At 64.1% G+C, this 13,492-nt stretch carries 10 protein-coding genes; 6 read left to right on the top strand and 4 right to left on the bottom strand.

Going from position 1 to position 13,492, the window contains the following annotated elements:
• Position 1 precedes the first annotated feature (1 nt).
• From PHP91_RS11490 to ssb, 4 genes are read left to right on the top strand one after another with little or no spacing between them, the layout of a single operon-like run.
• Positions 2–2,263, top strand: coding sequence for an acetyl-CoA carboxylase carboxyl transferase subunit alpha/beta (locus PHP91_RS11490; RefSeq protein ID WP_300140654.1), 2,262 nt, complete (start codon positions 2–4; stop codon positions 2,261–2,263).
• Positions 2,264–2,315: 52 nt separating this feature from the next.
• Entirely contained in the window at positions 2,316–2,963 is a 648-nt protein-coding gene (locus tag PHP91_RS11485) for a biotin/lipoyl-containing protein (protein WP_300140652.1), read from the top strand.
• Positions 2,963–3,307, top strand: coding sequence for a hypothetical protein (locus PHP91_RS11480; protein WP_300140651.1), 345 nt, complete (start codon positions 2,963–2,965; stop codon positions 3,305–3,307). Before PHP91_RS11485 ends, PHP91_RS11480 begins: the two co-directional genes overlap by 1 nt.
• Before the next feature lie 44 nt (positions 3,308–3,351).
• Positions 3,352–3,903, top strand: a complete 552-nt coding sequence (ssb, locus tag PHP91_RS11475) for a single-stranded DNA-binding protein (RefSeq protein WP_300140649.1) — start codon at positions 3,352–3,354, stop codon at positions 3,901–3,903.
• Positions 3,904–4,138: 235 nt separating this feature from the next.
• On the opposite strand, the gene PHP91_RS11470 is transcribed toward ssb, so the two are convergent.
• From PHP91_RS11470 to PHP91_RS11460, 3 genes are all read right to left on the bottom strand, one after another.
• Positions 4,139–4,975 (bottom strand): ABC transporter substrate-binding protein, encoded by an 837-nt coding sequence (locus tag PHP91_RS11470; protein ID WP_300140647.1) that lies wholly within the window; start codon positions 4,973–4,975, stop codon positions 4,139–4,141.
• Positions 4,976–5,084: 109 nt separating this feature from the next.
• The gene (locus PHP91_RS11465) at positions 5,085–5,960 is read right to left on the bottom strand and encodes a hypothetical protein (protein WP_300140645.1); all 876 of its coding nucleotides are present in this window, start codon (positions 5,958–5,960) and stop codon (positions 5,085–5,087) included.
• Between the two features lie 110 nt (positions 5,961–6,070).
• A complete protein-coding gene (locus tag PHP91_RS11460; RefSeq protein WP_300140643.1) occupies positions 6,071–9,280 on the bottom strand; it encodes a DEAD/DEAH box helicase in 3,210 nt (1,069 codons plus the stop codon).
• Between the two features lie 203 nt (positions 9,281–9,483).
• On the opposite strand from PHP91_RS11460, the gene PHP91_RS11455 reads away from it, so the two are divergent.
• Both PHP91_RS11455 and PHP91_RS11450 read left to right on the top strand, forming a co-directional pair.
• Positions 9,484–11,118, top strand: a complete 1,635-nt coding sequence (locus PHP91_RS11455; protein ID WP_300140641.1) for a peptide-binding protein — start codon at positions 9,484–9,486, stop codon at positions 11,116–11,118.
• Positions 11,119–11,134: 16 nt separating this feature from the next.
• Entirely contained in the window at positions 11,135–13,315 is a 2,181-nt protein-coding gene (locus PHP91_RS11450) for a bifunctional (p)ppGpp synthetase/guanosine-3',5'-bis(diphosphate) 3'-pyrophosphohydrolase (protein ID WP_300140639.1), read from the top strand.
• A gap of 72 nt (positions 13,316–13,387) precedes the next feature.
• Here PHP91_RS11450 and PHP91_RS11445 read toward each other — a convergent pair.
• Positions 13,388–13,492: cytochrome c3 family protein (locus tag PHP91_RS11445; protein WP_300140691.1), on the bottom strand; the 105-nt coding region annotated here is incomplete at its 5' end.

The following is a 13,492-nucleotide window of genomic DNA, read 5'->3' as shown; positions in this document are numbered from 1 at the left end:
CATGGATCTGGAACGGCGCCTTCGCGATCTCAAGGATCGGATGACCTACATCCGGGACATCTTCGGCACCCGGGAGGACGACTCCATCCGACTGCTGGAGGCCCGGCTGGGCGAGGCGCTGGAGCGCGAGGCGCGCACCCCCGGCTCGGTGTCCGCCGAGGAGCTGGCGCGGCTGGACGACCTGTTCTCCTTTTCCGAGCGCAAGCTCGACACCATGCTGACGCCCATGGACCGGGTGCGCATCGTCCGCCATCCCCAGCGCATCTGCCTCAAGGACATCCTGGAAAACGTCTACGACAACTACACCGAGATCGGCGGCCGGGGCGAGTTCAACATCGACCCGTCCATGTGCATCGCCAGGGCCTACTTCTCCCGCCGGGTGGGGGAAAAGGTCGTTCGGCAGATGATCATGGTCATCGGCCACGAGAAGGGGCACGGCGAGGCCTACCGCAACGGCGGGTCGGCCAAGCCCTGGGGCAACGCCAAGGCCCTGCACTACATGAAGGTGGCCGAGACGGAGAACATCCCGGTTCACACCTTCATCTTCACGCCCGGGGCCTACCCGGTGGAGGACTGGCCGGGCGCGGCCCAGCAGATCGCGCGCAACCTCTATGAAATGGCCGCGCTGCGCGTGCCGGTCATCTCGGTCTGTTCCGAGGGCGGCTCCGGCGGGGCCGAGGCCATCGGGCTGGCCGACCGGCGGATCATGCTCTCCCACGGCTACTATTCGGTCATCTCGCCCGAGGGCGCGGCGGCCATCGAGGGCGGGCTGCGCGGCGGCGAGCGGGCCACGCCGGAGCTCATCGCCCGGTGCGCCACCCGGCTGCGCATCACCGCCGACGACAACCTCCAGAACGGCTACGTGGACCGGGTGTTGCGCGAACCGCCCCTGGGCGCGCGGCCCCATCACTACGAATTTTTCCGCGAGCTCAGGCGCGAGCTGATCCAGGCAACCAACGAGGCCGTCAGCGAGGTCAAGTCCATGAAGCTCTTCCGGGCCATGGCCGTGCGGGCCAGCCGGACGGACGAAGCCGAGTCCATCTTCATGCGTTGGAATCTTTCACCGTCCGCCCTCAACCGGCTGGTGGAGCTGCGCCAGCGCAAGTACCGGGCCATGAGCCGCCACGCCCGGCTGGACGGCACCGGCCTGTTCAGCCGCGCCGCCGCCGGGGCCAGGGGAACGGTGGACGCCGTCCACTCCTACCTGCGCTACGACCTGCTTGGCCGCCAGAAAAAGCGGCTGGACGCCATGTTCGAGGAGCTGGGGGCCGAGGCCCATCTGGTCCGCCACAAACTGCTCATGCCGCTCAAGCGGTCCATGGACAAGGTTCTCGTCTCCGGCCCGGAGGGGCGGCGGGGCGTGGACCCGCACGAGGAGCTGACCCGGCTTTCCTGCCCGGAGGACGGGGCCTGCCTTTCCGGCAGCCAATGGGCGTGGATCAGCCCGCGCAGCCAGGAGGACCGCACCGTGTCCTGCCCCAACGTGCGCACTCACCACTGCCCGGACCTCTGGGTGCCCGACCTGCTCGGCGACTTCGCCGGGGTCTGCCCCAACTGCGGCCATCATTTCCCCATGGAATACCGCTGGTATCTGGAGAACGTCTTCAACTACCGCGAGTCGCGCGAGTTCAACCGTGACCTGGAATCCATCAACCCGCTGAACTACGAGCAGTTCGACCTGAAGCTGGACAAGGCCAAGGAGGCCACCGGGCTCAAGTCGGCCTGCCTGACCTTCGAGACGACCATCGAGAGCGTGGAGGCCGTGGTGGCCGTGCTCTGCGCGCCGTTTCGGGGCGGCAGCGTGGGCGCGGCCGAGGGCGAGAAGTTCATCCGCGCGGCCGAGCGCGCCGGGCGCAAGCGCCAGCCGTTCATCGCCTATGTCCACGGCACGGCGGGCATCCGCATCCAGGAGGGCGTCAACGGCGTCATCCAGATGCCGCGCTGCACCATCGCCGTGCGACGCTACATCGACGCGGGCGGGCTCTACCTGGTCCTCTACGACACCAACTCCTACGCCGGGCCTGTGGCCAGCTTCCTGGGCTGCTCGCCCTACCAGTTCGCGGTGCGCTCCTCCAACATCGGCTTCGCCGGGCCGGGCGTCATCGCCGAGACCACCGGCCTGCCCGTGCCGCCCAACTATCACCGCGCCGACCACGCCCTGTCGCGCGGCCACATCCACGGCATCTGGGACCGGCGGGAGGCCAAGAAGAATCTCCACCAGGCCCTCTTGACCATGGGTGGCCGCAACCTTTACTATCGTTAGCCCGCACGGAGGCGCTGTTGCCTCCTCCCAATGACGTTATCAAGGAAAATAAGTGCTGAATATCAAAGAGTTGCTTGATGAGGTGAAGGCCTCTCCCTATCGTGAGATCGTGGTGGCCGCCCCCCATACCGGGGTGGTGGAGTTCGCCGGGCTCAAGCCCGGCGACCAGGTGCATGGCCGCCGTGGCGAGTTCAAGGAAAAACCGGGCACGCTGCTGGCCCATCTGACCCGCGAGCGCAACCGCAAGCCCATCACCGCCCCGGAAAAGGGCGAGGTGGAGAGCGTGCGCACCGAGTTGGAAGGCCAGTTTGTGGAGGCTGGGGAGCCCCTGGCCACCATCCGCCATTTCCTGACCCGCAAGGAGGTCATCGAGCGGATTCTCCAGGAGGCGCTCTTCCTGTTCCGCGCGCCGGAGCGGGCCAAGTACTATTTCGTGCCCGAGGTGGACCAGAAGCTCAAGGTCTCGGGCAAGCGCTCGGTCAAGGTGAGCGAGGGCATGGAGCTGATGATCGTCTCCCGCATGAAGCGCGAGACCCCGCTCGCCTATTCCGGCCCCGAGGGGATCATCCACTCGGTCTACTTTGGCCGGGGCGACAACGTGGACGAGGGTGCGCCGCTCATCGGGGTCTGCCCCGAGGATCAGTTGACCGTGATCCAGGACGTGGTCGCCCGCATCCAGAGCGAGTGGGAGGAGGCGTAATGGGCACCGTGCTCCAGGTTCGCGTCATGGCCGAGACCTACAGCGAGGACGAGGTTCGCAAAGCCTGGCCCGCGCTGTGGCGGCTGGTCTGGGAGGATGGCGGCGACGCCATCCCGAAAAAGGGCGTGCTGGAGCTGGCGCAGGCGGTCTTCAACGCGGTCCGCGCCGGGCTGATCCCGGCCAGGCAGGCCGAGTCTCTGCGCAACGCCGCCGACGCGGTCGAGGAGCTGCGCTTCAAGCTGCAGGACGCCCTGGCCGCGCGCAACCCGCAGGAGGCGGACCGCCTGACCTACGCCATTGAGGATGAGCTGGACGAACTGGAAGACATGGCGAAGAAATTTTGATATTCGTTGGTCTCTTTCGACAATGTGTATGCTAAGGAGTTGAAATGGCTGGAAGTCTGAATAAAGTGATCCTTATCGGCAGGTTGGGGCAGGACCCCAAGCTTTCCTATACCTCTTCCGGCCAGGCCGTGGCGAACTTTTCCGTGGCGACGGACGAAGGGTACCGCGACCGCCAGACCGGGCAGAAGGTGGAGCGCACCGAGTGGCACCGCGTGGTCGCCTGGCGGCAGACCGCCGAGTTCTGCGGCAACTACCTGGCCAAGGGCCGCCTGGTCATGGTGGAGGGCAAGCTCCAGACCCGCAAATGGCAGGGCCAGGACGGGCAGGACCGCTTCACCACCGAGATCGTTGCCGACAACGTCGAGGGACTGGACCGCGCTCCGGACCGCCCGTACAACGGTCAGCAGCCCGCCCAGCAGGGCGGCTACCAGCAGCAGGGCGGCGGCTATCAGCAGGGTGGCGGCAACCAGCAGGGCGGCTACCAGAACAACAACTATCGCCAGAATCAGAACCAGAATCAGTATCCCGAGCAGGAAGAGGACCTCGGTCCCGCCTTCCCCTCCGAGGCGAGCGGGATGGATGACGTGCCGTTCTGATGAAGCCGTTTCACGGCCGTCCGGCTAAATCGGATGCAATCGAGAGGGTGGCTTTGGCCGCCCTCTTTTTTTGTGGGAAAGAAAGGCGGGCCGCTCCCGTATCGCCATTCTGGATGCCCGTTCCATGCAAAACGTTCGGGCAGGTCCCGCCTGTTGCCTTCTCTTTGGGCGGAGGCTGGGGAAAGGCGCTGCGGGGCTGGACGCGCGGGGCGGCCGGTGCGGTTGAAATGGAGGGTCAGTGTGCGAGGAGGGTGGCGAGGACGTGCTCTCGTCTCTCGTTCGGCTCGCTCAGCGGCGGCAGGTTGGGGTTGGCCTGATACTGCTTGATGTACTTGTCCACGATGCGGTCCAGGGAACCGTCCCGCTTCATGGCCAGGATGACCCGGTTGAACTCGGGCAGGCGGGCGGCGTAGGGCGATCCGTTGCGGATCAGGAGGTGGAAGGGCATGGTCTGGAGGGTCACGTTGGTCTGGACGATGTACTTCTCCCTCCCGGTTTCGACGATGTCCGGCCATGCGCCGCCGGGCCATTCGATGACGATGTCGCCCCGGCGGTTGGCCAGCATGCCCCAGACGTTCTTCAGCCTGGGGGTCTCGTAGGTCTTGATGCCGCGCGACCGGATGTTGGTGTCGTTCCAGCCGTTGCCGGAATAGGTGACCACCACGAACCCGCCCCGGCGGATGTCGTCGATGGAGCGAATGGACTTGATCTGCTGGAGCCGAGGGTGCCCGGCATAGGTGAAGACCTGGAGTTTCTTTTCATAGAACGGATCGGCGTGGGTGCTGGCGTAGAGGAGCCGTTCGGGGGTGGGCGAGGTTATCATGGCGTCCGCCTGGCCGGTCTTGACCCGCTCCTGGCAGCGCGGCCAGGGAAAGGGGGCCCAGGCTGCCCGGATTCCCATGCGGGCCAGCGCTTCGGTTACGATGTCGTGGAAAAATCCCTCCACGCGGTCGCCCCGGGTGGCGAAAAAAGGCCAGAATTCGGGGAAATCGATGCGCAGGGGCGGTTCCTCGGACCGGACGGGAGACGGGAGGGCGAGCAGGACGGCGGCCAGGACCATCACTGCGAACATTCCCCGAATGTTGTATTTTCTTTTGTGTAAGGGAGCCATAGGGCCACCCTATCACAGCGTTGCGCTCCGTCAACAACTCTTGATTGAAAAAGCGATCAATCGGTTGCCATCATCCCCGTTTGCGCATGCCCTGGACCGAGTAGAAGGTGTTGTAGACAAGAGTGAGCAGACAGGCGAACACGGCCGAGGCTATGCCGATGCCCACGTTGTAGTACGGGGGCGCGGTCAGGGCCAGGCGGATGAGCAGGGTGGCCAGCGCGAAACCCGAGTTGCGGAACACGGCCTTGAACGCGGGCAGGAAGCGTTGGGCGATGAGCACCAGCATGATGTCGCTGAAGATCAGCACCGTGTAGAAGCTCTTGAAGAAATGGAAGGGGTGCTGCCCCGAGAGCAGGAGCAGCCCGTTCTTGACGCCCATGCCCAGGAATATGCCCAGCATCACCAGGGCCACGAGCTTTTTGGCCGCCACGAAGCGGAAGAGCGTGTGCCCCCTGGACAGGGTGTCGTCCAGGTTGCGCCGGAGCAGGGTGTAGGCCCCGAGCAGGGCGAAGATGGCGATGGCGCCGCCGCCGTCGCACAGGATGACCCACAGCTCCTGCTCGTGTCCGGTGATGGCGATGGGCTCCGGGAAGTCGGCCAGGGTCTTGAAGGCGCTCCTAAGCAGGATCAGCGCCAGGATTTCGAACTGCTTGCCCACGGCCTTGGAGATGGAGCAGGGCAGCGTGAAGATCAGGCTGACGACCTCCAGGATCAGGACCAGGGTGAAGGCCAGGTTGATGGCCAGGAAGTGGTTGGTCGGGATCAGCGCGGCCGCGCCGCCGGAAATCCAGCCCTGGCGTTTCATCTCGATGACGGCCAGGGCGGCGAGAAAAACGAAGATCAGGAGGCCGGCCACGGTGCGTTGGGTGGAGTCCTTTTCCCAGAAATGATGCAGCGGGTCGAAGGTGTAGGTGGCCCAGTGGTATATGCGGTTGATCGGTTCCATGCGGAGTACCTTCGGGAATCATTCGTTGCGTTGCATGACGAGCACGCGACAGCCCTACCAAGGTTTGGCGCGGCTGTAAACAGGAACAATTCCTAGAATCTGATATGCCGCTAGATTTCGAAGAGCATTTCGAGATCGTCGCGGGTCAGGCTCTTGAGGGCGGACTGGCCGGGGATGATGGCTTCGGCAACGTCCTTCTTCTGTTCCTGGAGCTTGAGAATGCGCTCCTCCACCGTGTTCTGGCAGATCATCTTGTAGGCGAAGACCTGGCGTTTCTGGCCGATGCGGTGGGTGCGGTCCGTGGCCTGGTTCTCCACGGCGGGGTTCCACCACGGGTCGTAGTGGATGACGTAGTCGGCGCTGGTCAGGTTCAGGCCGGTGCCGCCCGCCTTGAGGGAGATGAGGAAGATCGGGATGTCCGGGTTCTCGTTGAACCGGTCCACCTGCTCGAAGCGGTCCTTGGACGAGCCGTCGAGGTAGGCGAAGGGGATTTCCCGGATCTGGAGCCAGTTGCGGATGACGTGGAGCATGCGCACGAACTGGGAGAAGACCAGGACCTTGTGTCCGCCGCCGATGATGTCCGTTACCAGGTCCTTGAAGGCGTCGAACTTGCCCGAGGGCAGGTTGGTGGACACGCCGGGGATGTCGAGCTTGAGCAGACGCGGGTGGCAGCAGATCTGCCTGAGCTTGAGCAGGGCGTCGAGGATGGACATCTGGCTCTTGGCCATGCCCTTTTCGTCCACGTCGCGCAACACCTGGTCCTTGAGCTTTTTGGCCAGGGCGTTGTAGAGCTCGCGCTGCTCCTCCACCAGTTCGCAGTAGTGCGTGGTTTCGATCTTGGGCGGCAGGTCCTTGGCCACCTCGGACTTGGTGCGGCGCAGGATGAACGGCTTGACCCGCGAGCGCAGGTAGCCGAGCGTCTCCTCGTCGCCGTCCTTGATGGGCTTGACGATGCCCCGCTGGAAGGAGTGCTGGGACCCCAGGAAGCCGGGCATGAGGAATTCGAAGAGCGACCACAGCTCGAAAAGGTTGTTCTCGATGGGCGTGCCCGAGAGGCAGACGCGCAGCCCGGCGTCGAGCCTGCGCACGGAGCGGGCCGTGATCGTATTGGGATTCTTGATGTTCTGAGCCTCGTCCAGAATGACGCTGGCGTACTTGTACTTGAGCAGCTCGTCCAGGTCGCGCCGGAGCAGGGCGTAGGTGGTGATGACCAGGTGCGAGCCCTTGATGTGCTGGAACAGGTCGTCTCGCTTGGCGCCGTAGATGGTCAGCCGCTTCAGGTTCGGGACGAATTTCCCGGCTTCGCGTTCCCAGTTGGGCAGGACCGAGGTGGGGACGATGATCAGGTTCGGTCCGTCGATGCCCATGTCCACCAGGGACTGGATGTAGGAGAGGGTCTGGATGGTCTTGCCGAGGCCCATCTCGTCCGCCAGGATGCCGCCGAATCCGTATTCGCGCAGGAAGTTCAGGTAGCTGAGCCCCTGGAGTTGGTAGGGGCGCAGGGTGGCCCGCAGCTCCCTGGGTTGCTCGATCATGCGAATCTGGTCGAAGTTGTTGATCTTCTGCCGCAGCTTGACGAAGTAGGCGTCGGTCTTGGCCTGGGGCAGGTCCTCCAGGATCTTGTCCAGGACCGGGGCCTCGAACTGGTTGAACTGGGCCTTGGGCGCCTTTTCCGGGTCATAGCCCAGGGCCTTGAGCTTGTGCCCGAGCTTCTTGAGCCAGGATTCCGGCAGGCTGGTGTAGGAGCCGTCCTTGAGCTGGACGTACCGCTTGCCTTTGGTCCAGGCCTCCCAGATGACCTCGATGGGCACACGCTGGTCGTCGTATTCCACCGAGAGCTCCAGGTTGAACCACTTTTCCTCCTCGTCGGTCTCCACCTCGGCGATGACCTGGGGCTGGGTGGTGCGCACCTTGTAGCGGGTCAGGTTCTGCTCGCCGTAGACGCGATAGGCCTCCACCAACTGGGGGTAGTGGTCGAGCAGGAAGTTGATGGCCTCCTCCTGCTCCATGAACCAGATGGAGTTGCTGCGCGGCTGGAAATGCATGTCCTGGAGCTCGGCCATGAGCTGGGCCTCCTCGTCCTGGGCGCGCCGGATGAGGTAGCTCTTGCCGCCCTCGTGGTAGCTGCCGGTCTGGAGGTCCGGGTTGGGGCCGGTCATGACGAATTCGCCGTGCTCGTTCTCGTAGATGTTCTGAACCTTGAGCACGAGCAGGCTGCCTTCCTCGTCCAGGAAGAGTTTGGGGTTGTAGTTCGCCTTCTGGAAGATGGGGCCGACCCGTTCCAGGAAGTCCTCCTGGCCGTAGAGGTCGGACACCGGAATCTGGGTCCAGACCCGGTCCAGGAACTCCGAGACGTCGGCGTGGGGCACGATGGGCTTCTGCTCCACCATGCCCTGGACCAGCTTGGGGTCCAGCCCGGTCTGCACCGGGTAGAAGGCGTTCTTGTAGTACACCCAGAGCGGCAGCCGGCCGTAGAAATAGATTTCCTCCTCGTCCGTGATGGGGAAGGGCATCTTGTCCTCCCGGGCGAGCAGGATGTCGAATCCGAGGCCGTCCTCGCTCAGGCTCGGGGAGAGCTTGAGTTGCATGGTCTTGGACTCGATGGTCACGGGCTGGTCGGTGTCGCGCAGGTAGAGGTAATACTCGTTCTTGATGGCGCGGAAGAACCAGGAGTGCAGGCCCGCCGGGATTTCGACGCGGTGGCCCCAGTAGTCGAGGTAGTGGCCGATCTGCTCGGCCACGCCGGGCAGGGCGGGCGAGGTGTCGCACCAGTCCGGGTTCTCCACGATCTGGGACAGGCTGACCTCGTTCTGGACTTGGGAGATGCCGGACTTGTTCTGCCGCGCCCGGAAGAAGGCGACCTGGAGGCGGCCCAGCTCGGGATAGATGCGGTAGATCAGGTAGTGGCGGCCCGCCTCGGGCTCCAGCTCGGTGGCGAAGAAGGGGCGGAAGGTCTGGCGCCAGTCCGTGCGCGGGGCCGGGACCTCGTCGCCGGACTCGGCGGTGAGGGACTTGAGCAGCTTGACGGCCGTGGCGGCCACATGGCGGCAGACGCCGGAAAACGAGTCCGGGCAGTTGCAATAGTAGTTGATGGTTCCTTCGCTCAGGTTGAGGCCGATTTCCGACGTGTAGTTCTGGAATTCGTCCCCTTGGACCTGGCCGTCGATGTCCCAGTACTGGTCCCGTTTCTTGAGGTCCAGCTTGTGGACGCCGTTGGCCGCGACAAGTTCTTTGGCTCCTTCCAGAATATAGTCCGGAACGGAGTCGCCAATGAAATCCTGAAGGATGGATTTTACTATCTGTTCTTCACCACTGGTCATCGAATCACAACTCGTTGCCCCGCCGGGAGGAGCGGGGATTGAACGGCCCCATTACATCCTTCGCCGTCGTTCGGCAAGCCGTGGAAAAAATAATCTAACCGGGGATACCGCCTTGGCTTTTCCCATCCATTGGTACATAATGTCGGCAATGGCCGATGCTCTTATGATTTTATGGTCCAACCATCACCGTTTTGCAAGATAAAATGAGCCTGCGCACGCTACTTATAACAATTTTTCTGGCCCTCGCCCTGGCCGGTTGCGGCGACGGCGGCCCGGCCACGCCCGTGCCGCCGGTCGATCCCGCGCAGGTGCCCGCCGCTCCGGAGAGCGGCGGCAGCCTGGTTCAGGCCATGCTGGGCGAGCCGAGCAACCTCATCGCCATCCTGGCCACGGACGGCGCCTCCCACGAGATCGCCTCGCAGATCTACGTCAGCCTCATCAAGTATGACAAGGATCTCAACCTGGTGCCCTACGCCGCCGAGTCCTTCGAGATCCTGAACGACGGCAGGCTGCTCCGCTTCAAGCTGCGCCACGGCATCCGCTGGTTCGACGGCGCGCCGCTCACCGCCCGCGACGTGGAGTTCACCTACCGGCTGACTCTCGATCCCGAGACGCCCACGGCCTACAAGGAGAACCTCAAGGCCGTCTCGGCCTTCCGGCTCATCGACGACTACACCTTCGAGGTGGAGTATGAAAAGCCCTTCGCCAAGGCGCTCATCACCTGGGCCATGGACATCCTGCCCGAGCACGCCCTGAAGGGCGAGGACTTGCTGAACACGAAATACAGCCGCGCTCCGCTGGGCGCCGGGCCGTACAAGCTGGCGGAGTGGACGCCGGGCAGCCGGATCGTTCTCACGGCCAACCCGGACTTCTTCGAGGGCAAGCCGTACATCGACCGGCTGGTCTACCGCATGATCCCGGACCTCTCCACCCAGTTCCTGGAGCTCAAGGCCGGCAATCTGGACGCCATGGACCTGACCCCGCTCCAGCACCTGTACCAGACCTCCGGGCCGGGCTGGGACGGCAGCTTCAACAAGTTCCAGTACCTCTCCTCGGGCTACACCTTCCTCGGCTTCAACATGAACCACCCGTTCTTCAAGGACGTGCGCGTGCGCCAGGCCATCGATTTCGCCATCGACCGGCGCGAGCTGGTCGAGGGCGTGCTCTACGGCCTGGGCGCGGCGGCCAACGGCCCCTACAAGCCCGGCACCTGGCAGTACGACGAGACGATCAAGCCCCGTCCCTACGACCCGGCCAGGGCGCGCGAGCTCCTGGCCGAGGCGGGCTGGGCCGATACCGACGGCGATGGCGTCCTGGACAAGGACGGCACGCCCTTCGCCTTCTCCATCATCACCAACCAGGGCAACACCCAGCGCATCAAGACAGGGGTGATCCTCCAGCAGCGGCTGGGGGATGTCGGCATCCGGGTCGGCCTGCGCACGGTGGAGTGGGCGGCCTTCATCAAGGAATTCATCGACAAGGGGCGGTTCGACGCCACCATCCTGGGCTGGAACATCCTGGAGGACCCGGACATCTATTCGGTCTGGCATTCCTCCATGGCCGTGGACGGCGGGCTCAACTTCACCCGCTACAAGAATCCCCGGCTGGACGAACTGCTGGAGCGCGGCCGCCGCATGGTCGTCCCGGCCGAGCGCAAGCCCGTCTACGACGAGGTGCAGCAGATCCTGCACGACGAGGTCCCGTACTGCTTTCTCTATGTGCCGAAAGCCTTGCCAATCGTGCAGGCGCGGGTGCAGAATATAAAAGCGGCACCGGCCGGTATCGCCTACAACTTCACGCGGTGGTGGATTCCCCGCGCGCTGCAGCGTCAGCCGTAACATCCTGACAGGAAATATGATTCGCATCAACGAAATCACCGACAAGGTGGCGTCATATATCGAGCACCCCGACCTGGACCTGATCCAGCGGGCCTACGTCTTTTCCGCCCAGGCACATGACGGCGTGGTGCGCCGGTCGGGCGAGCCCTATATCTCGCACCCCATGAACGTGGCCTACCTGCTGGCGGACATGCAGCTCGACGAGGCGACCGTGGCCGCCGGGCTCCTGCACGACACCGTCGAGGACACCGACACCACGGTGGACGAGATAGAGGACCTCTTCGGCTCCGACGTGGCCGACATCGTGGACGGGGTGACCAAGATCTCCCAGATGGCCTTCGAGTCCAAGGCCGTGCAGCAGGCGGAAAACATCCGCAAGCTCATCCTGGCCATGGCCGAGGACATCCGCGTGCTCATGGTCAAGCTGGCCGACCGGCTGCACAACATGCGCACCCTGGAGTTCATGAGCCCGGTCAAGCAGCGGCTCATCGCCCAGGAGACCCAGGACATCTATGCGCCGCTGGCCAACCGGCTCGGCCTGCACCTGGTCAAGACCGAGCTGGAGGACCTCTGCCTCCGCTACCTCAAGCCCGACGTCTTCGCCCAACTGAGCGAGGCCGTGCACGAGCACCGCGCCGCGGGCGAGCCGTACATCGAAAAGGTCGTCGACCTCATCGACGACATGCTCAAGAAGAACAAGATCAAGGCGAGCGTCTACGGCAGGACCAAGCACCTGCATTCCATCCACGTCAAGATGGAGCAGCAGGGGCTGACCTTCGATGAAATCTACGACCTCATCGCCTTCCGCATCATCGTCGGGTCCATCAAGGACTGTTATGCGGTACTCGGGCTGATCCACTCGGTCTGGCGGCCCGTGGCCGGGCGGTTCAAGGACTACATCTCCATCCCCAAGGCGAACATGTACCAGTCGCTGCACTCCACGGTCATCGGGCCCGAGGGCGAGCGCATCGAGATACAGATCCGCACCGAGGAGATGAACCAGATCGCGGAATACGGCGTGGCCGCCCACTGGCAGTATAAGGAGGTGGGCAAGGGGTCCAAGCGCGGCAAGACTTCCGGCACCCGCGACGCCGAGCGCTACACCTGGCTGCGGCAGATCATGGATTGGCAGCGCGAGCTTTCGGACCCGCGCGAGTTCATGTCCTCGCTCCGGCTGGAGATGTTCCAGGAGGAGGTCTACGTCTTCACCCCCAATGGCGACATCAAGGAGCTGCCCGAGGGGGCCACGCCCGTGGACTTCGCCTACGCCATCCACTCCGAGGTGGGCGACAAGTGCGCCGGGGCCAAGGTCAACGGCCGCATCGTGCCCCTGCACAGCCCGCTCAAGAACGGCGACTCGGTGGAGATCATCACCGACAAGAATCGAATGCCCAGCCGCGACTGGCTCAAGTTCGTCAAGACGGCCAAGGCGCGCACCCGGATCAAGCAGTTCATCCGCACAGTTGAGCGCGAGCAGGCCATCGCCCTGGGCCGCGAGCTGCTGGAAAAGGAGGGCCGCCGCTTCGGCGTCAACGTCCAGAAGGCCGTCAAGGACGGCGATGTCCTCAAGCTGGCCGAGAGCTTCAACTGCGGCAGCCTGGACGACCTGTTCTCCCAGGTGGGATTTTCGCGCTTCACCCCGCGCAAGGTCATCAAGAAGCTCTACGCCCAGACCCACGACGAGCCCCTGGAGGCCCGCAAGGTCCCGGCCAAGCCCGAGGAGGCCGCGCCCCAGCCTGAGGATAAGAAGTCCAAGAAGAGCGATGGGTTGCAGATCTCCGGCGTGGACAACGTCCTGGTCCGGTTCGCCAGTTGCTGCAATCCGCTGCCCGGCGAGCCGATCATCGGGTACATCACCCGCGGCCGCGGCGTGACCGTGCACCGCATCGACTGCCACAACGTCAAGAATTTCGAGGAGGAGCGGCTCGTTCAGGTCAGTTGGGAAGGCACCGAGGAAAAGCCGTATCCGGCCAAGGTCAAGATCAAGTGCCTGAACAAGCCCGGAATGCTCGGCAAGATCTGCACCATGCTCGCCGAGATGGACGTGAACATCGACTCCGGCAGTTTCGAGTCCCAGATCGATGGGACCTCGGTCCTCGACTTCACCGTGGAGGTCAAGGGGCTGGACCAGCTCTATGCCGCCCTGGCCAAGGTCAAGGCCCTCAAGGCGGTCCAGGAGGCCCTGCGCGTCTCCTGATCCCGTAGCGTTCCGCAAGAAGAAAGGCCCGCTTTTCGGCGGGCCTTTTATTTTCCGGGGGATGGCTCCCCGCTACTTGGCGTGACACTCCTTGCAGCCCACGGGGGCGCTGACGCCCTTGGCCTTGACGGTCTTGTGGCAGCCCAGGCAGCTCCGGTCGGCCTTGGCGTGGAAGGC

Source organism: Pseudodesulfovibrio sp., assembly GCF_028692895.1.
Classification (GTDB): Bacteria; Desulfobacterota; Desulfovibrionia; order Desulfovibrionales; family Desulfovibrionaceae; genus Pseudodesulfovibrio.
This window is presented reverse-complemented; position numbering and strand designations above follow the sequence as displayed.

Bases quoted from the DNA above. Each gene is read 5' to 3' on its own strand.
- PHP91_RS11490 (WP_300140654.1), top strand. From the start codon at position 2: ATGGATCTGGAACGGCGCCTTCGCGATCTCAAGGATCGGATGACCTAC.
- PHP91_RS11480 (WP_300140651.1), top strand. From the start codon at position 2,963: ATGGGCACCGTGCTCCAGGTTCGCGTCATGGCCGAGACCTACAGCGAG.
- ssb (WP_300140649.1), top strand. From the start codon at position 3,352: ATGGCTGGAAGTCTGAATAAAGTGATCCTTATCGGCAGGTTGGGGCAG.
- PHP91_RS11470 (WP_300140647.1), bottom strand. From the start codon at position 4,975: ATGTTCGCAGTGATGGTCCTGGCCGCCGTCCTGCTCGCCCTCCCGTCT.
- PHP91_RS11465 (WP_300140645.1), bottom strand. From the start codon at position 5,960: ATGGAACCGATCAACCGCATATACCACTGGGCCACCTACACCTTCGAC.
- PHP91_RS11460 (WP_300140643.1), bottom strand. From the start codon at position 9,280: ATGACCAGTGGTGAAGAACAGATAGTAAAATCCATCCTTCAGGATTTC.
- PHP91_RS11455 (WP_300140641.1), top strand. From the start codon at position 9,484: ATGAGCCTGCGCACGCTACTTATAACAATTTTTCTGGCCCTCGCCCTG.
- PHP91_RS11450 (WP_300140639.1), top strand. From the start codon at position 11,135: ATGATTCGCATCAACGAAATCACCGACAAGGTGGCGTCATATATCGAG.